Origin of the sequence: Variovorax sp. PvP013, from assembly GCF_050435945.1 — a bacterium.
GTDB lineage: Bacteria > Pseudomonadota > Gammaproteobacteria > Burkholderiales > Burkholderiaceae_C > Variovorax.
Window position 1 is genome coordinate 1386784 of record NZ_JBNDLF010000001.1, and the last position, 21394, is coordinate 1408177.

The 21394-nt window shown below is 66.4% G+C and carries 29 protein-coding genes; 19 read left to right on the forward strand and 10 right to left on the reverse strand.

Features of this window, described 5'->3' with window-relative positions:
- Positions 1 to 13: 13 nt before the first annotated feature.
- The 8 genes from ABID77_RS06590 to scpA form a co-directional block, all read right to left on the reverse strand.
- Entirely contained in the window at positions 14 to 532 is a 519-nt protein-coding gene (locus ABID77_RS06590) for a VOC family protein (RefSeq protein ID WP_429592556.1), read from the reverse strand.
- A complete protein-coding gene (gene bioB / locus ABID77_RS06595; RefSeq protein WP_429592559.1) occupies positions 529 to 1557 on the reverse strand; it encodes a biotin synthase BioB in 1029 nt (342 codons plus the stop codon). The genes ABID77_RS06590 and bioB overlap by 4 nt, the downstream gene beginning before the upstream one ends.
- Entirely contained in the window at positions 1557 to 3605 is a 2049-nt protein-coding gene (locus ABID77_RS06600) for an acetyl-CoA carboxylase biotin carboxylase subunit (protein WP_429592562.1), read from the reverse strand. The genes bioB and ABID77_RS06600 overlap by 1 nt, the downstream gene beginning before the upstream one ends.
- A 129-nt stretch (positions 3606 to 3734) precedes the next feature.
- Entirely contained in the window at positions 3735 to 5267 is a 1533-nt protein-coding gene (locus tag ABID77_RS06605) for an acyl-CoA carboxylase subunit beta (RefSeq protein ID WP_429592565.1), read from the reverse strand.
- A gap of 43 nt (positions 5268 to 5310) precedes the next feature.
- A complete protein-coding gene (meaB, locus tag ABID77_RS06610; protein WP_429592568.1) occupies positions 5311 to 6447 on the reverse strand; it encodes a methylmalonyl Co-A mutase-associated GTPase MeaB in 1137 nt (378 codons plus the stop codon).
- On the reverse strand, positions 6447 to 6785 hold the full coding sequence (locus tag ABID77_RS06615) for a nucleotidyltransferase domain-containing protein (RefSeq protein WP_429592570.1): 339 nt from the start codon (positions 6783 to 6785) through the stop codon (positions 6447 to 6449). Before ABID77_RS06615 ends, meaB begins: the two co-directional genes overlap by 1 nt.
- A complete protein-coding gene (locus ABID77_RS06620) occupies positions 6778 to 7203 on the reverse strand; it encodes a nucleotidyltransferase substrate binding protein (RefSeq protein ID WP_429592573.1) in 426 nt (141 codons plus the stop codon). The genes ABID77_RS06615 and ABID77_RS06620 overlap by 8 nt, the downstream gene beginning before the upstream one ends.
- Before the next feature lie 24 nt (positions 7204 to 7227).
- A complete protein-coding gene (scpA, locus tag ABID77_RS06625; protein ID WP_429592576.1) occupies positions 7228 to 9387 on the reverse strand; it encodes a methylmalonyl-CoA mutase in 2160 nt (719 codons plus the stop codon).
- Between the two features lie 161 nt (positions 9388 to 9548).
- Between scpA and ABID77_RS06630 the strand changes: the two genes are divergently transcribed.
- Complete coding sequence (locus ABID77_RS06630) at positions 9549 to 10196, forward strand: GntR family transcriptional regulator (RefSeq protein ID WP_429592579.1); 648 nt, start codon at positions 9549 to 9551, stop codon at positions 10194 to 10196.
- Between the two features lie 7 nt (positions 10197 to 10203).
- Here ABID77_RS06630 and dusA read toward each other — a convergent pair whose 3' ends face one another.
- Positions 10204 to 11199, reverse strand: a complete 996-nt coding sequence (gene dusA, locus ABID77_RS06635) for a tRNA dihydrouridine(20/20a) synthase DusA (RefSeq protein ID WP_429592581.1) — start codon at positions 11197 to 11199, stop codon at positions 10204 to 10206.
- Positions 11200 to 11320: 121 nt separating this feature from the next.
- Between dusA and ABID77_RS06640 the strand changes: the two genes are divergently transcribed.
- The 3 genes from ABID77_RS06640 to ABID77_RS06650 all read left to right on the forward strand — a co-directional run bounded on the left by ABID77_RS06640 (position 11321) and on the right by ABID77_RS06650 (position 13092).
- Positions 11321 to 12355 (forward strand): tyrosine-type recombinase/integrase, encoded by a 1035-nt coding sequence (locus tag ABID77_RS06640; protein WP_429592584.1) that lies wholly within the window; start codon positions 11321 to 11323, stop codon positions 12353 to 12355.
- A 132-nt stretch (positions 12356 to 12487) separates the two neighbouring features.
- The gene (locus ABID77_RS06645) at positions 12488 to 12787 is read left to right on the forward strand and encodes a hypothetical protein (RefSeq protein ID WP_429592587.1); all 300 of its coding nucleotides are present in this window, start codon (positions 12488 to 12490) and stop codon (positions 12785 to 12787) included.
- Entirely contained in the window at positions 12784 to 13092 is a 309-nt protein-coding gene (locus ABID77_RS06650) for a hypothetical protein (protein WP_429592590.1), read from the forward strand. Before ABID77_RS06645 ends, ABID77_RS06650 begins: the two co-directional genes overlap by 4 nt.
- A 205-nt stretch (positions 13093 to 13297) precedes the next feature.
- Here ABID77_RS06650 and ABID77_RS06655 read toward each other — a convergent pair whose 3' ends face one another.
- Positions 13298 to 13831 carry an Arc family DNA-binding protein gene (locus tag ABID77_RS06655; RefSeq protein ID WP_429592593.1) on the reverse strand — a complete coding sequence of 178 codons (534 nt, stop codon included), beginning with the start codon at positions 13829 to 13831 and terminating at the stop codon, positions 13298 to 13300.
- Between ABID77_RS06655 and ABID77_RS06660 the strand changes: the two genes are divergently transcribed.
- The 15 genes from ABID77_RS06660 to ABID77_RS06730 all read left to right on the forward strand — a co-directional run bounded on the left by ABID77_RS06660 (position 13830) and on the right by ABID77_RS06730 (position 21356).
- Positions 13830 to 14018, forward strand: coding sequence for an Arc family DNA-binding protein (locus ABID77_RS06660; protein ID WP_429592596.1), 189 nt, complete (start codon positions 13830 to 13832; stop codon positions 14016 to 14018). The two genes, ABID77_RS06655 and ABID77_RS06660, sit on opposite strands and share 2 nt — an antisense overlap.
- Positions 14015 to 14281: a helix-turn-helix transcriptional regulator gene (locus ABID77_RS06665; protein ID WP_429592599.1), complete on the forward strand. Its 267-nt coding sequence runs from the start codon at positions 14015 to 14017 to the stop codon at positions 14279 to 14281. The genes ABID77_RS06660 and ABID77_RS06665 overlap by 4 nt, the downstream gene beginning before the upstream one ends.
- Complete coding sequence (locus ABID77_RS06670; protein WP_429592602.1) at positions 14278 to 14532, forward strand: hypothetical protein; 255 nt, start codon at positions 14278 to 14280, stop codon at positions 14530 to 14532. The genes ABID77_RS06665 and ABID77_RS06670 overlap by 4 nt, the downstream gene beginning before the upstream one ends.
- On the forward strand, positions 14529 to 14759 hold the full coding sequence (locus ABID77_RS06675; protein WP_429592605.1) for a hypothetical protein: 231 nt from the start codon (positions 14529 to 14531) through the stop codon (positions 14757 to 14759). Before ABID77_RS06670 ends, ABID77_RS06675 begins: the two co-directional genes overlap by 4 nt.
- On the forward strand, positions 14759 to 14962 hold the full coding sequence (locus ABID77_RS06680; protein ID WP_429592608.1) for a hypothetical protein: 204 nt from the start codon (positions 14759 to 14761) through the stop codon (positions 14960 to 14962). The genes ABID77_RS06675 and ABID77_RS06680 overlap by 1 nt, the downstream gene beginning before the upstream one ends.
- Complete coding sequence (locus ABID77_RS06685; protein ID WP_429592611.1) at positions 14959 to 15762, forward strand: helix-turn-helix domain-containing protein; 804 nt, start codon at positions 14959 to 14961, stop codon at positions 15760 to 15762. The genes ABID77_RS06680 and ABID77_RS06685 overlap by 4 nt, the downstream gene beginning before the upstream one ends.
- Positions 15759 to 17138: a replicative DNA helicase gene (locus ABID77_RS06690; RefSeq protein ID WP_429592614.1), complete on the forward strand. Its 1380-nt coding sequence runs from the start codon at positions 15759 to 15761 to the stop codon at positions 17136 to 17138. The genes ABID77_RS06685 and ABID77_RS06690 overlap by 4 nt, the downstream gene beginning before the upstream one ends.
- Positions 17125 to 17415, forward strand: coding sequence for a hypothetical protein (locus ABID77_RS06695; protein ID WP_429592616.1), 291 nt, complete (start codon positions 17125 to 17127; stop codon positions 17413 to 17415). Before ABID77_RS06690 ends, ABID77_RS06695 begins: the two co-directional genes overlap by 14 nt.
- Complete coding sequence (locus ABID77_RS06700) at positions 17408 to 17704, forward strand: hypothetical protein (RefSeq protein ID WP_429592619.1); 297 nt, start codon at positions 17408 to 17410, stop codon at positions 17702 to 17704. Before ABID77_RS06695 ends, ABID77_RS06700 begins: the two co-directional genes overlap by 8 nt.
- 52 nt (positions 17705 to 17756) lie before the next feature.
- Positions 17757 to 18074, forward strand: a complete 318-nt coding sequence (locus ABID77_RS06705; RefSeq protein WP_429592622.1) for an HNH endonuclease — start codon at positions 17757 to 17759, stop codon at positions 18072 to 18074.
- Positions 18075 to 18449: 375 nt separating this feature from the next.
- Positions 18450 to 18857, forward strand: coding sequence for a hypothetical protein (locus ABID77_RS06710; protein WP_429592625.1), 408 nt, complete (start codon positions 18450 to 18452; stop codon positions 18855 to 18857).
- 23 nt (positions 18858 to 18880) lie between these two features.
- The gene (locus tag ABID77_RS06715; protein WP_429592628.1) at positions 18881 to 19168 is read left to right on the forward strand and encodes a hypothetical protein; all 288 of its coding nucleotides are present in this window, start codon (positions 18881 to 18883) and stop codon (positions 19166 to 19168) included.
- The gene (locus tag ABID77_RS06720; RefSeq protein WP_429592631.1) at positions 19165 to 19395 is read left to right on the forward strand and encodes a hypothetical protein; all 231 of its coding nucleotides are present in this window, start codon (positions 19165 to 19167) and stop codon (positions 19393 to 19395) included. The genes ABID77_RS06715 and ABID77_RS06720 overlap by 4 nt, the downstream gene beginning before the upstream one ends.
- 12 nt (positions 19396 to 19407) lie before the next feature.
- A complete protein-coding gene (locus ABID77_RS06725) occupies positions 19408 to 19641 on the forward strand; it encodes a hypothetical protein (protein ID WP_429592634.1) in 234 nt (77 codons plus the stop codon).
- Positions 19642 to 19883: 242 nt separating this feature from the next.
- On the forward strand, positions 19884 to 21356 hold the full coding sequence (locus ABID77_RS06730; RefSeq protein WP_429592637.1) for a phage major capsid protein: 1473 nt from the start codon (positions 19884 to 19886) through the stop codon (positions 21354 to 21356).
- Positions 21357 to 21394: the final 38 nt, after the last annotated feature.

Consider the following 21394-nt stretch of genomic DNA (forward strand, 5'->3'; position numbering starts at 1 on the left):
AAGACCGAGAACCTCAGCCGGCGGCCGGAGCGACCGGAGCGGCCGGAGCACCCGCCGCCAGCGCCGCGAAGGCACGGACCACCTCGGCCGGCGCCTGCACCATCTCCACCAGCACGCCCTCCCCGGCGATCGGGAATTCGTCGTTCGCCTTCGGATGCAGGAAGCAGATGTCGAAGCCCGCCGCGCCCTTGCGGATGCCGCCCGGCGCGAAGCGCACACCCTGTGCCGTCAGCCATTCGACGGCTGCCGGCAGGTCGTCGATCCACAGGCCGACGTGGTTGAGCGGCGTCGCGTGCACGGCGGGCTTGCCGTCCGGGTCGAGCGGCTGCATGAGATCGACCTCGACCTTGAACGGTCCCTCGCCGATGGCGCAGATGTCCTCGTCGACGTTCTCGCGCTCGCTCCTGAACGTGCCGGTGACTTCCAGGCCCAGCATGTCGACCCACAGCCGCCGCAGGCGCGACTTGTCGAGGCCGCCGATGGCGATCTGCTGGATGCCCAGCACCTTGAAAGGACGCGACGCGGCGTTCATGGATGGACCTCGGGCGGGTTGGCGATGCGGTGGCCGTCCAGGCCCAATCGGGCCAGCAGCCGGACGTCGGCCTCGACGTCGGGGTTGCCCGTCACCAGCAGCTTGTCGCCGTAGAAGATGGAATTGGCGCCGGCCATGAAGCACAGCGCCTGCACCGCGTCGCCGAGCTGCTGACGGCCGGCCGACAGCCGCACGCGCGCCCGGGGCATGACGATGCGCGCGACCGCGATCACGCGCACGAAATCCAGCGGATCGATCGGCTCGCTGTCGGCCAGTGGCGTGCCGGGCACCCGCACCAGGCTGTTGATCGGCACCGATTCCGGATAGGGCTGCAGGTTGGCCAGCTGCGCGATCAGGCCGGCGCGATGCACCGGCGCCTCGCCCATGCCGACGATGCCGCCGCAGCACACGCGGATGCCGGCATCGCGCACGTGGCGCAGGGTGTCGAGCCGGTCCTGGTACGCCCGGGTGCCGACGACGTCGGTGTAGTACTCGGGCGCGGTGTCGAGGTTGTGGTTGTAGTAGTCGAGCCCGGCGTCGCGCAGCGCGTCGGCCTGGTGGGCCTCCAGCATGCCGAGCGTGGCGCAGGTCTGCAGCCCCAGGTCCTTCACGGCGCCGATGAGTTCGGCGACCTTCTCGATGTCGCGGTCCTTGGGCGCGCGCCAGGCCGCGCCCATGCAGAAGCGCGTCGCGCCCGCGTCCTTGGCGGCCTGCGCGGCGCGGCGCACCTCGTCGACCGCCATGAGCTTCTCCGCCTTGACGCCGGTGTCGAACTCGGCCGCCTGCGGGCAGTAGCCGCAGTTCTCGGGACAGCCGCCGGTCTTGACCGACAGCAGCGTCGCCAGCTCGATCGTGCCTTCCGGCCAATGCGCGCGGTGGACCGTCTGCGCCTCGAACAGCAGGTCCATGAAGGGCTTGTCCAGCAGCGCCTGGATCGCCTCGACCGTCCAGCGCGCCGGCGCGGCGGCCGCCGCGGGCGCCGGCGGCCGGTGCAGCGTCACCGTCCGGGTGTCGTCCGCGCCCATCACGCGAACTCCAGGATGATCTGGTCGACCGCCAGCGAATCGCCCTTGGCCGCCGAGATGGTGCCCACCACGCCGTCGCGCGCGGCGAACAGCACGTTCTCCATCTTCATGGCCTCGATGACGGCCAGCTTCTCGCCGGCCTGCACCTGCTGGCCCGGCTGCACCGACACCTCCACCAGCAGCCCCGGCATCGGCGACATCAGGAACTTGCTGAGGTCCGGCGGCGCCTTGTAGGGCATGAGTTCGTGCAGGCGCGCCCCCAGCGGCGACAGCACCATGGCGTCGATGCGCGTGCCGTGGTGCGCCACGCGCAGCGCCAGCGGGTTGCGGCCCGCGCCGCGCTCGACCTGGGCGAAGAACGGCCGGTCGTTGACGATGCCCTCGACGCGCGGGTCGCCCAGCAGCGCGGCGCTGTCGATCTGGTAGGTCTTGCCGTCGACCTGCACCGCGCTGGAGCCGGTCTTGCCCTTGAAGTCGGTGACCGACACCGGCGTGTGCACGTTCCTGCCGCCGGCGCCCAGGGTGACGACGACGAAGCGCTCGCCGACCTTCACGCCGTGGCCTTCGAGCTGCCCGCTGATGCCCGAGGCGCGCGCCCGGTAGCGCCGGTGCATGAAGGCCGCGAGCGCGACGAGGAAGTCGGGATCGTCGTGCGCCACGTCCTCGGCGCGGAAGCCCTGGGCGTAGTGCTCGGCGATGAAGCCGGTGTTGAAGTCGCCGGCGACGAACTTCGGGTGCGCGAGCAGCGCGGCCTGGAACGGGATGTTGCTGCCGACGCCGCGGATGACGAAGGCGTCGAGCGCCTCGCGCATCCGCGCGATCGCGTGCGCGCGGTCGCGGCCGTGCACGATCAGCTTGGCGATCATCGAGTCGTAGAACATCGGGATCTCGCCGCCGTCGTAGACGCCCGTGTCGACGCGAACGCCCTGCAGGTGCTCGGTGTCGGCGGCGAACATCGTCTCCTTGGGCGGCTGGAACTTCACCAGCCGCCCCGTGGACGGCAGGAAGTTGCGGAACGGATCCTCGGCGTTGATGCGGCACTCGATGGCCCAGCCGTCGCGCTTCACCTCGGCCTGCGTCAGGGGCAGCGGCTCGCCGGCGGCCACGCGGATCATCAGCTCGACCAGGTCGAGGCCCGTGATGCACTCCGTCACCGGATGCTCCACCTGCAGCCGGGTGTTCATCTCCAGGAAGTAGAAGCCCTGGTCCTTGCCGACCACGAACTCCACCGTGCCGGCGCTCTGGTAGTTCACGGCCTTGGCCAGCGCCACGGCCTGTTCGCCCATCGCGCGGCGCGTGGCGTCGCTGATGAAGGGCGACGGCGCCTCCTCGATCACCTTCTGGTGGCGCCGCTGGATCGAGCACTCGCGTTCGTTGAGGTAGATCACATGGCCCTGCGAGTCGCCGAGCACCTGGATCTCGATGTGGCGCGGTTCCTCGACGAACTTCTCGATGAAGACGCGATCGTCGCCGAAGGAATTGCGCGCCTCGTTGCGGCACGAGGTGAAGCCCTCGAAGGCCTCCTTGTCGTCGAAGGCCACGCGCAGGCCCTTGCCGCCGCCGCCGGCCGACGCCTTGATCATCACCGGGTAGCCGACGTCCCGGGCGATCTCGACGGCGCGCTCGGCCGTCTCGATGGCGTCGTTCCAGCCCGGGATGGTGTTGACCTTCGCTTCCTTGGCCAGCTTCTTCGACGCGATCTTGTCGCCCATCGCCGCGATGGAGGCGTGCTTCGGTCCGATGAAGACGATGCCCGCCTCCTCGACCTCGCGTGCGAAGGCCTCGTTCTCCGACAGGAAGCCGTAGCCGGGATGCACCGCCTCGGCCCCGGTCTGCCTGCACGCCGCGATGATGCGGTCGCCGCGCAGGTAGCTCTCGCGGCTGGGCGAGGCGCCGATGTGCACGGCCTCGTCGGCCAGCTCGACGTGGCGCGCATCGCGGTCGGCGTCGGAATACACCGCGACGGTCGCGATGCCCATCTTGCGGGCGGTCTTGATGACGCGGCAGGCGATCTCGCCGCGGTTGGCGATCAGGATTTTCTTAAACATGGTTCCGTCCGTCAGAAAGTCTGTTCGGGAAACAGCGCAGAACCGGCTTTGCCGGGCTGCTGGTGTTGCCCCCGGTAGGGGTTGGCAAAGCGACACGAAGTGCGCGAAGACTGGGGGCGAGCCAGTCGTTCACAAGGGGATGTTGCCGTGCTTGCGCCACGGGTTCTCGAGCTTCTTGGCGCGCAGCATCACCAGGCTGCGGCAGATGCGCCGGCGCGTCTCGCTCGGCAGGATGACATCGTCGATGTAGCCGCGCGTGCTCGCCACGTACGGGTTGGCGAAGCGGGCCTTGTACTCGGCCTCGCGGGCGGCCAGCTTCTCGGGGTCGTTCTTGTCCTCGCGGAAGATGATCTCGACCGCGCCCTTGGCGCCCATCACCGCGATCTCGGCGCGCGGCCAGGCCAGGTTGACGTCGCCGCGCAGGTGCTTGGACGCCATCACGTCGTAGGCGCCGCCGTAGGCCTTGCGGGTGATGACGGTGATCTTGGGCACCGTGCATTCGGCATACGCGTAGAGCAGCTTGGCGCCGTGCTTGATGATGCCGCCGTACTCCTGGCTGGTGCCGGGCATGAAGCCGGGCACGTCGACGAAGGTGATGACCGGGATGTTGAAGGCGTCGCAGAAGCGCACGAAGCGCGCCGCCTTGATCGACGAGCGGATGTCCAGGCAGCCCGCCAGCACCAGCGGCTGGTTGGCGACGATGCCCACGCTCTGGCCCTCCATGCGCGCGAAGCCGATGACGATGTTCTTCGCGTAGTCGGGCTGCAGCTCGAAGAAGTCGCCGTCGTCGACCACCTTGGTGATCAGCTCCAGCATGTCGTAGGGCTTGTTGGCGTTGTCCGGCACCAGGGTGTCGAGCGAGGCGTCGGCACGATCGGCCGGATCGCCGCTCGGGCGCACGGGGGGCTTCTCGCGGTTGTTCAGCGGCAGGTAGTTGTAGAGCCGGCGCAGCATCATCAGCGCCTCGACGTCGTTCTCGAAGGCCATGTCGGCCACGCCGCTGCGGGTGGTGTGCGTGAGCGCGCCGCCCAGTTCCTCGGCCGTCACGTCCTCGTGCGTCACGGTCTTCACGACCTCGGGGCCGGTGACGAACATGTAGGAGCTGTCGCGGACCATGAAGATGAAGTCGGTCATGGCCGGCGAGTACACCGCGCCGCCCGCGCACGGACCCATGATCATGCTGATCTGCGGCACCACGCCGCTGGCCATCACGTTGCGCTGGAACACGTCGGCATAGCCGCCGAGCGAGGCCACGCCCTCCTGGATGCGCGCGCCGCCCGAGTCGTTCAGGCCGATCACCGGCGCGCCGACCTTCATCGCCTGGTCCATCACCTTGCAGATCTTCTCCGCGTGCGCCTCCGACAGCGCGCCGCCGAAGACGGTGAAGTCCTGGCTGAAGACGAACACCAGGCGGCCGTTGATCATCCCGTAGCCGGTGACCACGCCGTCGCCGGGGATCTTGTTGTCGGCCATGCCGAAGTCCGTCGAGCGGTGCTCGACGAACATGTCCCACTCCTCGAAGGTGTTGTCGTCGAGCAGCAATTCGATACGCTCGCGCGCCGTGAGCTTGCCCTTGGCGTGCTGCGCGTCGATGCGCTTCTGCCCGCCGCCCAGGCGGGCCTGGGCGCGTCGCTGTTCCAGTTGTTCGAGGATGTCTTTCATGGCGCTTGGTCTTGTGAGAAGAAGAAAGAAAGGAAAGGACGGATCAGGACCCACCGGCGCCCGTCGAGCCGGACGACGGCTCCGGGGCCGGCACCCCGGCCCGGTTCGCCATCCCGCCATGGCCGTCGTCGGCCGCGCGGCGTGCGAGCGCGAGCAGCTGGCGCGCGGCGGTCGATGCCGGCAGTTCGCCCGCGGCGACCTGCGCGACGGTGCGCGGCAGCAGCTCGCGCACCTGCGGATGCTGGCGGAACGCCTGCTTGAGGCCGGCGTCGATGCGCTCCCACATCCAGGCGAGCGACTGTTTCTCGCGCCGTGCGGCGAGCTTGCCGTTGGCCTCCTGCAGCCGGCGGAACGCCGACACGGCGTCCCAGAAGGCGTCGACGCCGGTGCCTTCCAGCGCGCTCAGCTGCATCACGCGCGGCTGCCAGAAGCGGATCTCCGCCTCGGGCGAGCCGGGCTCGGCATGCGCGGCGCGCATCGCCTCGGCGTGCGCCGGATTGCCGTGGTGGCCGAACAGGCGCAGGGCCGAGGTGATCTGCGCCTGCGCGCGCGTGGCGGCGTCGCGGTCGAGGTCGGCCTTGTTGATGACGACCAGGTCGGCGATCTCCATCACGCCCTTCTTGATCGCCTGCAGGTCGTCGCCGGCGTTGGGCAACTGCATCAGCACGAACATGTCGGTCATGCCGGCCACCGCCGTCTCGCTCTGGCCGACGCCGACGGTCTCGACGATCACGATGTCGTGGCCGGCGGCCTCGCACACCAGCATGGCCTCGCGCGTCTTCTCGGCCACGCCGCCGAGCGTGCCCGACGACGGGCTCGGCCGGATGTAAGCGCGCTCGTGGACCGACAGCCTTTCCATGCGCGTCTTGTCGCCGAGGATCGACCCGCCGGAGACGGTCGACGACGGGTCGATGGTGAGCACCGCCACGCGATGGCCGCGCTCGATCAGGAACAGACCCAGCGTCTCGATGAAGGTCGACTTGCCCACGCCCGGCACGCCGGAGATGCCCAGGCGGAAGCTGCGTCCGGTGCGCGGCAGCAGCGCGCCGAGCAGTTCGTCGCCCTGCGCGCGATGGTCGGCGCGGGTCGATTCGAGCAGCGTGATCGCCTTGGCGACGGCGCGGCGCTGGCGCGGCGCGGCGTCGTCCGCGAGGGCATCGAGGATGGCGCGGGCGTCCATCAGTCGCGCGCCGGCACCACGGCGGCCTCGTGCAGGACGCGACCGACGCGTTCGATGTGCGAGCGCAGCGCCGGATCCTCGATGTCGGCGTGCAGGGACAGGTCGATGCGATAGGGCAGATCGAGCGCGTCGAGCGCACCGTCGACCGTCAGCAGGTCCGCAGCGGTCAGCCCGTCGCCGAACAGGGCGAGGTCGATGTCGGAGCCGGGACGATGATTGCCCTTGGCGCGCGAACCGTAGATCACGGCACGACGCACGCCGGGATGGCGCGACAGCACGGTCCGCATGGCGTCGACCGTCGCCGCCGGCAGGCCGAACGGGGCGGCGTCCTCACGCACCGCGCAAGCTCTCCATCTTGGAGGCCAGCCGCTCGAACAGCCCGGCATGGCGTTGCGTGATGCGTTCGACCAGCGCGAGTGCCGTCGCACGGTTGCAGGTGTGCGAGGACTGATCGCGGCTGACGATCATCTCCATCCAGCCCTCGCCGTCCTCGACCAGTCCGGTCGAGAAGGCCTGCCGGGTGGCGTCGCGCGAGCCGGTGATCTGGCTGGCGCCCTGGTGGAAGAAACAGTCCTTGAGCACGTTCCAGGCGAGTTCGTGGGTGAACCCGGAGGCCTGGATCAGGCCCTGCTGCTCCAGCTCCGACAGCGGACGCTCGCCGGCCAGCACCACGGCGGCCTGCAACTGGCGCAAGGCGCGCCGGTAGTTGTCCAGGCGCTGCAGCCAGCGGATGTCGGATGTCGGTGATGTCGTCATGGGGCCGATCATGCGGGCAGTGCGTCAGGCCGCCACCGCCGCGCGGATCTGCTCCAGCACGTCCTTCGCGCTCGCCGGGATCGGCGTGCCGGGGCCGTAGATGCCCTTGACGCCGGCCTCGTAGAGCATCTCGTAATCGCCGCGCGGGATCACGCCGCCGACGAAGACGATGATGTCGTCGGCGCCCTGCTTCTTGAGTTCCGCGATGATGGCCGGCACCAGCGTCTTGTGGCCGGCCGCGAGGGTGGAGACGCCCACCGCGTGCACGTCGTTCTCGATCGCCTGGCGCGCGCACTCCTCGGGCGTCTGGAACAGCGGCCCCATGTCGACGTCGAAGCCCAGGTCGGCGAAGGCGGTGGCCACCACCTTGGCGCCGCGGTCGTGGCCGTCCTGCCCGAGCTTGGAGATCATCACGCGCGGGCGGCGGCCCTGCTCCTCGGCGAAGGCGGCGATCTCGTGCTGCAGCGCCTCCCAGCCCTCGGCCGAGTCGTAGGCCGCGGCATAGACGCCGGTCACCTTCTGCGTGTCGGCGCGGTGGCGGCCGTAGACCTTCTCCAGCGCGTCGCTGATCTCGCCGACGGTCGCGCGCAGGCGCACGGCGTCGATGGACAGCGCCAGCAGGTTGCCCTCGCCGCTCTCGGCGGCGGCGGTCAACGCGTCCAGGGCGGCCTGCACGGCGGCGCCGTCGCGCGTCGCGCGGATCGTCTTCAGCTTGGCGATCTGGCCGTCGCGCACGCGCACGTTGTCGATGGAGAGGCTGTCGATCGCGTCCTCGGTCTTGAGCTTGTACTTGTTGACGCCGACGATGACGTCGCGGCCCGAGTCGATGCGCGCCTGCTTGTCGGCCGCCGCCGCCTCGATCTTCAGCTTGGCCCAGCCGCTGTCGACGGCCCGCGTCATGCCGCCCATGGCCTCGACCTCCTCGATCAGCGTCCAGGCGGCGTCGGCCATGTCCTGCGTCAGCTTCTCCATCATGTAGCTGCCGGCCCAGGGGTCGATCACGCTGGTGATGTGCGTCTCCTCCTGGATGATGAGCTGGGTGTTGCGGGCGATGCGGGCGCTGAACTCGGTGGGCAGCGCGATGGCCTCGTCGAGCGCGTTGGTGTGCAGGCTCTGCGTGCCGCCGAAGACCGCCGCCATGGCCTCGATGGTGGTGCGCACGACGTTGTTGTAGGGGTCCTGCTCGGTGAGCGACCAGCCGGAGGTCTGGCAGTGCGTGCGCAGCATCAGGCTCTTGGGATTCTTCGGCTCGAACTCCTTCATGATCCGGCACCACAGCAGGCGCGCGGCGCGCATCTTGGCGACCTCCAGGTAGAAGTTCATGCCGATCGCCCAGAAGAACGAGAGCCGGCCGGCGAACACGTCAACGTCGAGCCCCTTGGCCAGCGCGGTCTTCACGTACTCCTTGCCGTCGGCCAGGGTGAAGGCCAGTTCCAGCGCCTGGTTGGCGCCGGCTTCCTGCATGTGGTAGCCGCTGATGGAGATCGAGTTGAACTTGGGCATGTTCTGCGCCGTGTACTCGATGATGTCGCCGATGATCCGCATGCTCGGCGCGGGCGGGAAGATGTAGGTGTTGCGGACCATGAACTCCTTGAGGATGTCGTTCTGGATGGTCCCGCTGAGCTGGTCCTGCGCCACGCCCTGCTCCTCCGCGGCGACCACGTAGCCCGCCAGCACCGGCAGCACGGCGCCGTTCATCGTCATCGACACACTCACCTTGTCCAGCGGGATCCGGTCGAACAGGATCTTCATGTCCTCGACCGAATCGATCGCCACGCCGGCCTTGCCGACGTCGCCGGTCACGCGCGGGTGGTCGCTGTCGTAGCCGCGGTGCGTCGCCAGGTCGAACGCGACCGAGACGCCCTGCCCGCCGGCGGCCAGCGCCTTGCGATAGAAGGCGTTGGACTCCTCCGCCGTCGAGAAGCCCGCGTACTGGCGGATGGTCCACGGGCGCACCGCGTACATCGTCGCCTGCGGGCCGCGCAGGTAGGGCTCGAAGCCCGGCAGCGTGTCGGTGTATTTCAGGCCCTGCAGGTCGGCGGCGGTGTAGAGCGGCTTGACCTTGATGCCGTCGGGTGTCGTCCAGGTCAGCGCGTCGAGATCGCCGCCCGGCGCGGACTTCGCGGCGGCGCGCGTCCAGGCGGCGAGGTCGGCGGTCTTGAAGGTCGGTTCGGGCATGCTCATGTCGCCTGCAGCGGGTTCGTGGAGAAAGGCCGCCGGACACGCAGGGGTCATGCGCGTCGGGCGAAAAGCGCCGAGGCCCCGGTTCGCGAAGCATCGGCGCGGCAGTTTAACGCCTCCGTAATTATTAATTCAATCCAATTTTCTGCGGTACAGTCGCCGCCATGTCAGCCGCCACCCTCACGCCCCGCGCGCTCTACCAGGAGGTGGCCGAACGCGTGCGCCAGCGCATCTTCAGCCACGAGCTGGCACCCGGTGATTGGATCGACGAGATGAAGCTCGCCGAGGCCTACGGCATCAGTCGCACTCCCCTGCGGGAAGCCCTGAAGGTGCTGGCGGCCGAGGGCTTGGTGACGATGAAGGTGCGCCGCGGCGCCTACGTCACCGAGGTGTCGCGACAGGATCTGGCCGACGTCTACCACCTGTTGTCGCTGCTGGAGAGCGACGCGGCCGGCGCCGTGGCCGGGTGCGCGTCGCCGGCGCAGCTGGGCGAACTGCAGGCGCTGCACGCCCAGCTCGAAGCCGCCGCGGCGCCGGGCCAGGTCGATCGCGCCCACTTCTTCGCCCTCAACGAGCGCTTCCACATGCGGCTGCTGGAGATCGCCGACAACCGCTGGCGCACCCAGATGGTGACCGACCTGCGCAAGGTGATGAAGCTCAACCGCTACGACTCGCTGCTCAAGACCGGGCGCATCGACGAATCCCTGGCCGAGCATCGCGCCCTGCTGGCCGCCCTGCTGGCGCGCGACGCCGATGCCGCGACGGCGCGCATGCGCGAGCACTTCGACAACGGCCTCGAAGCCGCGGCCTGATGCGGATCTAGGCGGCGGCGTGATCGGCCGGCGCGTGCGCCAGCGCCATCACGGCATGCGGCGCCAGCACTTTGAGCCGGTGGTCGCTCCAGACCTGGCGCCAGCGCCGCGCGCCCGGCAGTCCGTTGCGCAGGCCCAGCATGTGGCGCGCGATGTTCGACCAGGGCGTGCCGTGCTCGGCGGCCTCGCGCGCCATGTAGTCGCACATCGCTGACTCGACGTCCTCGCGCGTGCGTTCGACCACGGCGTCGCCGAAGAACGTCGCATCCCAGTCGGCGAGCCACCAGGGGTTGTGATAGGCCTCCCGTCCGACCATCACGCCGTCGAGCAGCCGCAGGTGCTCGTGCACCTGCGCGTCCGAGACGATGCCGCCGTTGAGCGCGATGCGCAGGTGGGGGAAGTCGTGCTTGAGGCGATGCACCAGCTCGTAGCGCAGTGGCGGGATCTCGCGGTTCTGCTTGGGCGACAGGCCCTTGAGCCAGGCATTGCGCGCATGGACGACGAAGCCCTCGCAGCCCGCCTCGCTCACCGTGCCCACGAAGTCGCGCACGAAGTCGTAGCTCTCCTGGCGGTCGATGCCGATGCGGTGCTTCACCGTCACGGGGATGTCGACCCGGTCGACCATGGCCTTGACGCCGTCGGCCACCAGCGCCGGCTCGGCCATCAGGCAGGCGCCGAAGGCACCGCGCTGCACGCGCTCGCTGGGGCAGCCGCAGTTGAGGTTGATCTCGTCGTAGCCCCACTCCTCGCCCAGGCGCGCGCAACGGGCGAGGTCGGCGGGCTCGCTGCCGCCCAGCTGCAAGGCGACGGGATGCTCCTCGACGCCGAAGCGCAGGTGCCGCTCGACGTCGCCGTGGATCAGCGCGCCGGTAGTGACCATCTCGGTGTAGAGCAGCGCGTGCCGCGACAGCAGGCGATGGAAATGGCGGCAGTGGCGATCGGTCCAGTCGAGCATCGGAGCTACGGAAACACGCATCGACTTAAGTTGTTGATCTGTATGCATTTTCTACGGTGACTAACAAGGCACTTTCGCACGTGCACAAAAATATGTGCACACGGCACGCACACGAAGTGAAGAAAGCGTTAATAATCTGTGCACACGGCGACCTACACAGATTGCACACATGGCCTCATTTTCCCAGCTACCCAGCGGCAAGTGGCGCGCCCAGATTCGGCGCGGCGGCTTCTACCGGGCTGCGACCTTCCCGCTGAAGCGCGATGCTGAAGCCTGGGCCAAGGGGATCGAGAGCCAAGCGCATCAAGTGGTGGCGAGTGGCTATGCGCAGCCGCCCAAGGGCTCGACGCTGGCCGAACTGATTGACCTGTACATCGAGATGCACGCCAAGGAAGCCGGACGGACCAAGGCGGCCACGCTGGCGATGCTGAAGGCCCGCATGGGCAAGGTCAAGCTCAACGCCATCACCGCCCTGGTGCTGCGCGACTTCATCGACAAGCGCGTGAAGGAAGGCGCTGGCGGCGTGACGATCGCGGCAGACCTCTCCTTCCTGTCGGCTGTGCTCAAGTGGGGCCGCCACGCCCGCCAGCTAGACCTCCCCGACCAGCTGCCGGCCGAGGCCCGCGCCAGTCTGAAGCACCGCGGCCTGCAGACGCGCAGCACGGAGCGCGAACGCGAACCCACGGACGCCGAGCTGGAGCGCCTGTACGGCTACTGGGCCACCCTCCCCCGCCAGAAGATCGACATGCCGCTGCTATGCCGCTTCGCGCTGGCCACGGGCATGCGTCAGGGTGAGATCTGCGCGTTGCAGGTGGAGGACGTCGACTTGACGCGCCGGACAGTACTGATTCGAGATCGCAAGGACCCGCGCAACAAGGTCGGAAACAACCAGACGGTGCCACTGCTGCCCGACGCCCTGGCCATCGTCCGGCCGTTGCTGGAAGGCCGCACAGAAGGCTCGATCTTTGGCGTGAGGGGTGATTCAGTCTCGGCCGCATTCACGCGCGCCTGTCAGCGCCTGGTGCCGCCCATCGACGACCTGCACTTTCACGACCTTCGCCACCGCGCGACGGCGCAGTTCTTCCGAGATGGCCTGGACATTCCTCGTGTGGCGCTGCTGACCGGGCACAAAACCTGGGGGATGCTGCGCCGCTACACCGCAACAAAACCGGAGGACGTGCACAAAGCCTACCGGTCAGGATGAACGCCGTGCTGCAGGGCGGTGGGGCTGGTGGAACAGTCCTGCATCTGCAGCGAATCTAGGCGGCCAGGAAGGGTGGTGGAACACCCGACCGGCCTAACGACAACGTGCATCAACAGCAAGGAGCTGCACATCATGGCTACTCAGAAGTCTACCCAAGCCGCGCCCGATCGCGCCATCGAGATCCTGCTTGCAGAGATCGCGACCACGGCATATTCCACAGAACAGGAGCTGCGCGCCAGTCCTGCCGACAACGCCGAGCTCTACGAGCACGAAGTCGACAGGCTTCGCGGTGTTGTAGCCCGCCTGGGCTGGATGGCCGACATCGCACTGCAGCGTCTTGGCAGCATCCACACCCTGTGCAACGGACACGCTGAGCAGTGGCTGCTGCCGCCTCTCGCCATCGAGCTGCTGTCGCAAGAGGTGGAATCGTGAGCACTGCGCGCAGCAACAGTGCGTCTCAGACCGCGCCCGATGACGCCATTGAGGCTCTGTTCGAAGAGATCGCCAACACGGCATATCTCACCGAAGAGCGTCTGAAGGTCACCCCCACCGACGATGCCGAACTGCAGGCTCACGAGCTCGACGTACTCCGTCGCGTCGTCAGAAGGCTGGGATGGATCGCCGACATGGGGCTGCACCGAGTCGGCAGCAACCGCACCATCTATGAAGGCGACGCCGTGGCCTGGCTGCTCTCGCCCTACACGAACGAGTGCCTCGCCCAGAAGGTGCCATCGTGAGCGGCACCGTCATTGCCCTTCCAACAGCTGCAGCTGCGCCAGTGATCCAACCGCAGCGCCGGGGCCGTCTACCCGCAGCAGTACGTAGCCTCACGGCCTATCGGCAAGACCTGCTGCTGAAGAAGTTGGCCCTCCGGGGCTCTATTCAACGTGCGCCCGCTGACACCTGCTCAGAACTGAGCAGGCTTCCTGAAAAGGGGCGGGGTCAGTCAATGTCTGAATCTTTCGTTGAGCTGTCTTCTGTGTGCATGTCTTTGAGTTGGATCAACAGCTTGTAGTACTGAGCTTGCAGATCTGCTTCAGCAGCTTTTGCGGCGTCCAACTGCTCGGTTAGCACCTGTACATCGGGCAAGTTCGCCTTCGATTTGGCGTCTTTGAGCTTTTGAATTCGTTCGACCAGGGTTTCAGCTCGCAATTCTTCAATCGCTCGGTTTGCTCGCACTGTGGCTACTCGAGATTCCATCAAAGCAATCTGCATCCCAGCTTTCAACGCACGAGGAGAGGTAGCTTGAAAACTGGATTCCAGCCTGCTCACGATTTCCGAGTTCATCGACCGGCCATTCGCTTTCGCTGCTTCAGCTAAGCGCTCTCTGAACGCTTCGTTGGGCAGGCGGACGACAAATTGCGGTGCGGTTCTGCTGGGGGGAAGGTCTTTTGCCATGGTCCGATGATACTCCCCAGTCATTTTCATCGCCATGACGTATGATATGTACTCACTACTACTTTCAGGAGCGGTCATGGAGATCGAGACTCGAGCGACAGAGGCCCGAAGCCGGAGTGCAGAGCAGTTCGTAGTTCGTCTGCCTGATGGCATGCGCACCAAGATCAAAGAGCTGTCGGTCACCAACCGGCGCTCGATGAACGCTCAGATCGTCATGTTGCTGGAACAAGGCATCAAGCGGCAGGCCCAAGGTGCTCAGCAATGAGTACCACCCCTCCTCCATTGAGCGAGAAGGAGATGGACCGCTTGAGCGAGATGGCGACCCGCCTGGACTGCCTGACCGAGCACGACCTGATGCTGCTGGCCGGCATCACGCCGGCGACCGCTGAAGCCTGGCGCCGTCGCGGCACTGGCCCAGGTTACGTCCTGGTCGGCAACAGGTACTTCTATCCGCGCAAGTCCGTCGCCGCGTACATGGAGAACCGCGCGCGCTCCACCAACGTCGCGACGGCAAGGGGCTCCCTATGACCCGCTTCGTGAGCGCCTGCCAGCAGTTGGCTAAGCAGCTGGAGCTCAAGCCCAAGAACACCAAGGAGGCCGCGCATATGGACATTGGCCGCGCCTGGGCCGTACAGCTGATTGACGCTTTGCGCAGCGGTGATGAAACCCCGAGCCTGCTCGCCGCTGGAGTCATGCTGTCCGGAAAGAACCAAGCGCCGGAGGTCATGGCTGGCTTCATCGACGAACTCTCCGAGGCCATCAAGGACGGCATCCGATGAACGCCACCATGTCCACCGCCACCGACAAGGCTCTCGAAGTCGAGCGACTGCGTAGCGAGAACGCACGCCTGCGAGATCTCCTCGACCGCCGTCCAGCCATCAATCAGGGCTTGGTGGAGGACTACATCCGCTGGACGACTCTCTGCTACGAGAGCGACGCTGCCGCAGGACGTTGGTGTGCCGACAGCCTCCACGATGTTCAAGCACCAGCAGCAGGAGCACACTGATGTCCATCGAAAAGACCATCGCCAGCCTGGGCGCCCGATTCGCCCTCCTGGGCTACGAGCTGCACACCGTCATCAAGGCTGGCCGCGCGCACTACGAGGTTCGCCAGTCCGGCCAGACCCGCACCTGCAGCACTCTGCACGACCTGGAAGGCCTCTTGGCTGTGCTGGGGGCTCGCACCGACGATCAAGGGACAGCTGCGTGAGCAATCCGGTCACCAACGCCTGTAAGCGCTTGGTGCTGACAGCGCCGCAAAAGAGCGTCCTCATGTGCCTCGCAGATCGCTCCGACGACGAAGGCTTGGCGTGGCTTTCTCTGCCCGGCATCTGTGAATGGACGTGCCTGAGTCGCACCGCCGTCATCCATGCCGTGAAGGCTTTGGAGCGCGACGGCTTCATCCAAGTCGAGCGGACTACCGGCCGAAACAACCGGGTCACGATTCAGCTTGAAGTCATCGCTAACCAGTGCGCCACGCGCACCGGTACGCCAGAAGCACCCGTACGCCTCGCACACCCCACCAGTGCGCCAGACGCACCCCCACCCGTGCGCCAGACGCACGGGAGTAGTGCGTCTGGCACACCCGATACATCAATACATCAAGAAGACATCAGAGACATGGTCACGACCGGCAAGCCGGCTGTGCCTGAGTGCCCGCATCGAGACCTGATGGACCTGTACGGGAAACACCTGCCGGGGCTGCCTCAACCGCGTCGAGAACTCTGGAACGGCAAGAGCGCCGAGGCGATGCGGGCGCGCTGGCGGTGGGTGATGACGGCCGTGGGCGAAGGCGGCAAGCGCTACGCCACGACCGCCGACGAGGCGATCGGCTTCTTCGACCTGTTCTTCGACCACGTGGCGAGCAGCGACTTTCTGAGCGGCCGCAGTGGCAAGTGGGGTGGCTGCGACCTGGGCTGGCTCATGAAGGCCGACAACTTCGCCAAGGTCGTGCAGGGCAATTACGACAACAAGACCGAGGCCGCGCCGGCCAGAAGGGACTACGCATGAGCTCTCAAGACGACCGGCGCATTCCGCCGCACAGCCCGGAGGCGGAGGCCAGCCTGCTGTCCGCCCTGCTGCTGGACAACGAGTCGATCCACCGCATCCACCTGCCGCCCGAGGCCTTCCACACGACCTTCTACGCCCAGGTCTATCGCGCCGTCCAGGAGATGGCCGCCGCTGGCCAGCCGTTCGATGTCGTGACCGTCTACGAGCGGCTCCGGGCGAAGGGCCAGGACCAGGACGGCCGTGCCCTGGTGCACCTGAACGAAATCGCGCAGTACATGCCGAGCGGCTCGAACATCCGGCGCTACGCCGAGATCGTCAACGACCACCACCGCCGGCGCCAGCTGATCGCGACAGTCGACGCCATCGCCGATGAGTCCTTCGACAAGGCCGTGCCGACCGCCCAGGTGCTCGACTCCGCGCAGATGAAGCTGGCCAAGCTGGCGACCGTGAGGGCCAAGCGCGAGCCGCAGCACATCACGCAGTCCGTCGTCGACTACCTGCAGCACCTCGACGACCTCAGGCAGGGCAAGAACCCAGCCATTCCGACCGGCATCCGGGGCTTGGACCAGCTGCTCAATGGTGGGCTGCGCCGCGGCGAAATGATGGTGATCGGCGCGCGCCCGAAGCACGGCAAGACCGCCCTCGCCCTCGCCCTCGCCCGTGCCATGGCCCGCGAGTACGGCGTGCTGTTCATCAGCCAGGAGATGCCCGTGCTGCAACTGATGCACCGGCACACGGCCGCGATGGGGGCTATCGACCTGGGCCGCATCCTGCGCGCTGATCCGGCGGACGTCGACCTACTGACCGACGTGACCGAGGCGGCCGATCGCCTGGGCCGACTCCACCTGGTGCACGACGACCAATCGGCACAGAGCCTCATGGACGTGCGCCGCAAGGCCATCAAGGTGAAGCGCGAGCATGGCCTTGACGTCCTGTTCGTCGACTTCCTGCAACTGATGCAGGGCGCCGGCGGTGACGACAACCGCAACCGTGAGCTCGACATCATCGCCAACGGCATCAAGGCGCTGGCGATGGATCTCGACATCGCCGTGGTGCTGCTGTCGCAGATGAGCCGAAAGGCCGACGAGCACTACGGCCGGCCGACGATGACGCACCTGCGCGACTCCGGCGCCATCGAGGCTGCTGCCGACCAGGTCGCGGTCCTGTTCACCGATTACGCCCACCCGCTGAGCCCGAAGCTGCACGACTTCGCCGGCTACTCCGAAATCGAGATCGTTGCCCACCGCAACGGGCCTCAGGGGCTCGCGCCGCTGCAGTTCCGAGGGCAGTACCAGCAGATCAGCGATTGGAACGGCCCCACCCCGAAGAAGTCGGCGCCGAACGCGCAGAAGCGAGGTCTCCATGCAGGTGTTTGAAGTTTCCGCGCCCGAGCTGCTGAGGGCAGCGATGCATGTCTGTGACCTCTACGGCGACGGCGCTCAAGCACGTGAGGACATGCGCGCCGACTGCCTGGGCACACCGCTGCACTTGCGTGTCGACCTGCTCGACCACTTCACCGACTTGCAGAAACTGCATAGCTCGCCCGTTGGTTTCCACCCCGGTTTCCACGCTGGTTTCCACCGAAACAGGGATAGCCAAGTGGAAACCACATCGACCACCACTAACCCCGAAAGCACCGCCCACCATGCCTGAATCCACCGCCCTCCTCTCGCGCCGTCATACGGACTTCGCAAGTAGATTCCTCATGGAGACCTACCTTCTCGCATCTGCGTCATTGCAACCTGCAAAGGGCGGCGAAAACGAGTTCGTGAAAGCAGGTCGAAGCGTGGCGTGCGAGCTCATCGAGTGCCTGCGTCTCGGCAATTGGGAGGACCTCGACTCCCTCCAGGCCGCGCTCGCGATCGTCGAACCAGCGGGAGCGGAAGTGATGCGCGGCTTCCTGCGTGAGCTGACCGATGCCATCCGCGAGGGATCGCAATGATCACGCCCGATCCACGCCGCCCTTGGCACATGGCGCTGGGGCTGGGGCTGGCATGACACTCCGCACCCTCAAACCCAGGATCGCCACGTTCAACACGAGCAAGGTGCCGACGTTGAGCACCAAGGCCGGCACGACCGAGATGGAACGCGGCCGCGCCTGGATGGCCAAGCGCGAGCGTGTCGCCGCCCGGCATGGCTACAAGTGCGCGATGTGCGGCCGCCTCTGGGTCAGCTATCGCGACCAGATCGACCACATCGTGCCGCGCGAGCAAGGCGGCAGCAACGACGAGTCGAACCTGCAGCCTTTGTGCAACGAGCCTTGCCATGCTGAGAAGACAGCCGCCGAGGCCAGGGCGAGGGCCGGCCGCTGATCGCCGCTCCTGCGTCGTTCTGGTGGGTCCACATCGCCGCTGGACGGGAGGGGCGGGTGCAATGTCTGCAACCTCGCCTGACCGGAAACCACGGTTCTCCTCACGTGCAGAAAATTTCCCCTCGCATGAACACCTTAACAAGTGGCGCTCACCCCCTTAGCAAGGACAAAAGCTAAGCCTGATGCGGCCTGCAGCCTGATTCGACCTGTCTTCAATGTCGCGCGGGAATCAAAAAACCTTAACAAGGATTAACACCTACCTGCTGGCGTCGCGTCGCCGACCGGAGGGGGTGGATCGAGTCCCTGGCGGCATCAAACCCAAGACCGGAAGGTTCCCTTTTTTCTCACGTCTCCAAAACTAAAACTCTGACCTGCCATGGCCCGACCACGCAAACCGACCAACGTGCACGAGCTGCGCGGCACGTTCAAGACACATCCTGAGCGACGAGCTGCACGCGCGAATGAGCCCACGCCGACCGGCGAAATTGGCGCGCCGCCGGCCCATCTGTCTGACGCCGAGCGTGCCTGCTGGATCGAGGTGGTGGGCATCTGCCACCCCGGCACGCTGTGCAATGCCGACCGGCTGATCGTCGAGCACGCCGCGCGGGTGCTCAACGCTCTGCGATCGCGGCCGCTGCACCTGGACGTCAAGTTGATGGTGCGCCTCGAGGCAGCGCTGGGAAAACTGGGTCTGACACCGGCCGATCGCTCCAAGGTTCCGCTGCTGAAATCGCCGACCGCTGGCAACCCGTTCTCCAAATTCCAACCGCCCACAGGGCACTGACTGGACTACCAAGGAACCAACCAATGACCAAAACGCAAACCGAGAGAAACCTGCGCGACGGCTGGCGCCGGGGCTCTAAGGCCCATCCCTTGTGGGATGAGCTCGCCGCAGAGGCCAGGCAGAACGGCTGGGTGCTCGAGCGTGCGCTGAATCCATCGGCCGAACGAATCCGGGGCCGCTACTTCTTCCGCGACTACTTCGCCCAGCGTGTCGTGCACGGCGGCGCTTCCCTGAAGGAGCTGCGCACCTGGCTGATGGCCAGTCCTGAGCAACGCCGGCGCACCGCTCAGCTTCAGGAGACCAGCGCATGAACGTCCTGCTTTCTGACCTGATCGGCGCGACTGGTCCCTTCGTGGCCCACGCCTTGAATGAGATGCCCGAGCCGGTCCGCCAAAAGATCGTCGACGCGCACGCCGCCGGCAGCTGGTGCGAGCTGCGCGTTGGCTTGATGAATGAGGCCGCATCGGTTCGGCTGATGCTGGTCAACGTCGACGGCTCGGCCACCGAGATCTGCAAGGTCGACCACTTCCCAACCTGAGGACCCACCCCAATGAGATACGACCCCGAACTGCAGAAGGCAGGCAAATTCCTCGTGAGCAGCATTCAAGGTGATGACGGTGCTCACTGTCGTGAGCTGGTCAAGATGGTCAAGAAGACGAACAACGCCGCGATCAGTCTGCGGATCGAAGGCCGAAACGGAAAACTCGTCGCAGTCGTTGGCAGCGCCTACAAGATTTCCGGCGCCTGGAATTTTTCCGACGACTACGAGCTTGAGCTTGAATAGTTGACACGCTTATGGCAATATTCGCCCTGCCAATCCATCAAGTGACCGCTCTGGCCAGCCAAGCGGCATTCCGAAGTACCGGACGATGGGCATATTGGCCGAATGTTGAACGGCTTCACTCGGTTAGGTTGCCAGCGACCTAACCTGACATGTCCGGCGCATCGAAATGAGGTTTTTGCACTCCCGCAAAGGCTTCGGATCGGCGCGCCTCAATCGCGCCTTGTGATTGAAAAGGACATGCAATGAACACGACACACAAGCTGGCTTTTTCCAGCGCTTTCACCGCCGCAGCCGTCGCATTGGCTTTCGGCTTTGCTCCAGTCGCCCATGGCGCATCCCTCTTCCCCGCCTTCAATGACACTGCCACGGTCGAAGATCTGCAGGAGCAGTTGCTCGATCTGAGCGACCAGGTCAAAGGCATCCATGCCAAGGCCCGTTCGGAAAATCGTGAAGTGAACGATGACGAGAGCGCCCAGGTCACCGAAATCTTTCGACAGTTCGAGACCATCGAAGCCCGCATCGAAGTCGCACAGCGTCGCACTCAGGCCTCGGGCCGCAAGACCAACGTGCAGGTGCGCGAAGAACCCGAAGACCACCGCACCGCCGCCCAAGCCGCCTCCCGCCGCCCGTCCACCGATCGCATGTTTGCCAGTCCACGCGCCGCCGCTTCAGGCCGCAACGGCTTCGCTTCGACCGGTGAGTTCCTCAACGCCGTCATCAAGAGCTCGGCCAAGGGCGCCCAGACCGACCCCCGCCTGGTGTTCAACGCCTCGCCGACCACCTTCGGCTCCGAGGGCGTCGGCCAGGATGGCGGCTTCGCAGTGCCTCCGGATTTCCGCGCCGCCATCATGCAGAAGGTCATGGGCGAGGACTCCCTGCTGAGCCTCACCGACCAGCAGACCAGCTCGAGCAACACCATCACCTTCCCCGCCGACGAGACGACGCCCTGGCAGTCGAGCGGCGGCATCCAGGCCTACTGGGAGGTGGAAGGCGGTCAGAAGACGCAGTCGCGCCCGCAGTTGACCGAGAAGACCGTCAAGCTCAACAAGGTCATCGCCCTGGTCCCGCTGACCGACGAGCTGCTCGAAGACGCGCCTGCGATGGCCGGCTACGTGAACAAGAAGGCGCCTGAGAAGATCAACTTCAAGGTCAACGACGCCATCATCAACGGCACTGGCGTCGGCATGCCGCTGGGCATCCTGCAGTCGCCCGGCACGGTGATCATTCCGAAGGAGTCCGGCCAGGCTGCCGACACGATCCTGTTCAACAACATCATGAAGCTCTGGAGCGCAGTGACGCCGGCCGCGCGTCGCAATGCGCGCTGGCTGCTCAACGCCGATGTCGAGCCGCAGCTGATGACGATGGCGTTCCCCGGTGCCGGCACGGCCGTCCCTGCCTACCTGCCGCCGGGTGGCCTGTCGGCCGCACCGTATGGCACCCTGATGGGCCGTCCGATCGTGTACTCGGAAGCCATGCCCGCGCTGGGCGACAAGGGCGACATCATCTTCGGTGACCTGTCGAACTACCTGACGGCCGTGAAGTCCGGCGGCATCCGCACCGACGTGTCGATCCACATCTGGTTCGACTACGACATCACAGCTTTCCGCTTCGTGCTCCGCGTCGGCGGTCAGCCGTGGTGGAACGCGCCGGTGACGCCGTATCAGATGGGCTCCAGCACCCGCGGCTTCTTTGCCGCGCTGGCCGAAAGGGCATGACGCCCAGCCGGGCTCCGATTGGGGCTCGGCCTGTCCTT

Excerpts from the sequence above, each read along its gene's own strand:
- ABID77_RS06640 (WP_429592584.1), top strand. The coding sequence starts at position 11,321 with ATGGCCTCATTTTCCCAGCTACCCAGCGGCAAGTGGCGCGCCCAGATT.
- ABID77_RS06655 (WP_429592593.1), bottom strand. The coding sequence starts at position 13,831 with ATGACCGCTCCTGAAAGTAGTAGTGAGTACATATCATACGTCATGGCG.
- bioB (WP_429592559.1), bottom strand. The coding sequence starts at position 1,557 with ATGGGCGCGGACGACACCCGGACGGTGACGCTGCACCGGCCGCCGGCG.
- ABID77_RS06680 (WP_429592608.1), top strand. The coding sequence starts at position 14,759 with ATGTCCATCGAAAAGACCATCGCCAGCCTGGGCGCCCGATTCGCCCTC.
- meaB (WP_429592568.1), bottom strand. The coding sequence starts at position 6,447 with ATGGACGCCCGCGCCATCCTCGATGCCCTCGCGGACGACGCCGCGCCG.
- ABID77_RS06630 (WP_429592579.1), top strand. The coding sequence starts at position 9,549 with ATGTCAGCCGCCACCCTCACGCCCCGCGCGCTCTACCAGGAGGTGGCC.
- ABID77_RS06620 (WP_429592573.1), bottom strand. The coding sequence starts at position 7,203 with ATGACGACATCACCGACATCCGACATCCGCTGGCTGCAGCGCCTGGAC.
- ABID77_RS06660 (WP_429592596.1), top strand. The coding sequence starts at position 13,830 with ATGGAGATCGAGACTCGAGCGACAGAGGCCCGAAGCCGGAGTGCAGAG.
- ABID77_RS06600 (WP_429592562.1), bottom strand. The coding sequence starts at position 3,605 with ATGTTTAAGAAAATCCTGATCGCCAACCGCGGCGAGATCGCCTGCCGC.
- ABID77_RS06725 (WP_429592634.1), top strand. The coding sequence starts at position 19,408 with ATGAGATACGACCCCGAACTGCAGAAGGCAGGCAAATTCCTCGTGAGC.
- ABID77_RS06590 (WP_429592556.1), bottom strand. The coding sequence starts at position 532 with ATGAACGCCGCGTCGCGTCCTTTCAAGGTGCTGGGCATCCAGCAGATC.
- scpA (WP_429592576.1), bottom strand. The coding sequence starts at position 9,387 with ATGAGCATGCCCGAACCGACCTTCAAGACCGCCGACCTCGCCGCCTGG.
- ABID77_RS06705 (WP_429592622.1), top strand. The coding sequence starts at position 17,757 with ATGACACTCCGCACCCTCAAACCCAGGATCGCCACGTTCAACACGAGC.
- ABID77_RS06665 (WP_429592599.1), top strand. The coding sequence starts at position 14,015 with ATGAGTACCACCCCTCCTCCATTGAGCGAGAAGGAGATGGACCGCTTG.
- ABID77_RS06715 (WP_429592628.1), top strand. The coding sequence starts at position 18,881 with ATGACCAAAACGCAAACCGAGAGAAACCTGCGCGACGGCTGGCGCCGG.
- ABID77_RS06720 (WP_429592631.1), top strand. The coding sequence starts at position 19,165 with ATGAACGTCCTGCTTTCTGACCTGATCGGCGCGACTGGTCCCTTCGTG.
- ABID77_RS06690 (WP_429592614.1), top strand. The coding sequence starts at position 15,759 with ATGAGCTCTCAAGACGACCGGCGCATTCCGCCGCACAGCCCGGAGGCG.
- ABID77_RS06710 (WP_429592625.1), top strand. The coding sequence starts at position 18,450 with ATGGCCCGACCACGCAAACCGACCAACGTGCACGAGCTGCGCGGCACG.
- ABID77_RS06605 (WP_429592565.1), bottom strand. The coding sequence starts at position 5,267 with ATGAAAGACATCCTCGAACAACTGGAACAGCGACGCGCCCAGGCCCGC.
- ABID77_RS06730 (WP_429592637.1), top strand. The coding sequence starts at position 19,884 with ATGAACACGACACACAAGCTGGCTTTTTCCAGCGCTTTCACCGCCGCA.
- ABID77_RS06695 (WP_429592616.1), top strand. The coding sequence starts at position 17,125 with ATGCAGGTGTTTGAAGTTTCCGCGCCCGAGCTGCTGAGGGCAGCGATG.
- ABID77_RS06645 (WP_429592587.1), top strand. The coding sequence starts at position 12,488 with ATGGCTACTCAGAAGTCTACCCAAGCCGCGCCCGATCGCGCCATCGAG.
- ABID77_RS06670 (WP_429592602.1), top strand. The coding sequence starts at position 14,278 with ATGACCCGCTTCGTGAGCGCCTGCCAGCAGTTGGCTAAGCAGCTGGAG.
- dusA (WP_429592581.1), bottom strand. The coding sequence starts at position 11,199 with ATGCATACAGATCAACAACTTAAGTCGATGCGTGTTTCCGTAGCTCCG.
- ABID77_RS06700 (WP_429592619.1), top strand. The coding sequence starts at position 17,408 with ATGCCTGAATCCACCGCCCTCCTCTCGCGCCGTCATACGGACTTCGCA.
- ABID77_RS06675 (WP_429592605.1), top strand. The coding sequence starts at position 14,529 with ATGAACGCCACCATGTCCACCGCCACCGACAAGGCTCTCGAAGTCGAG.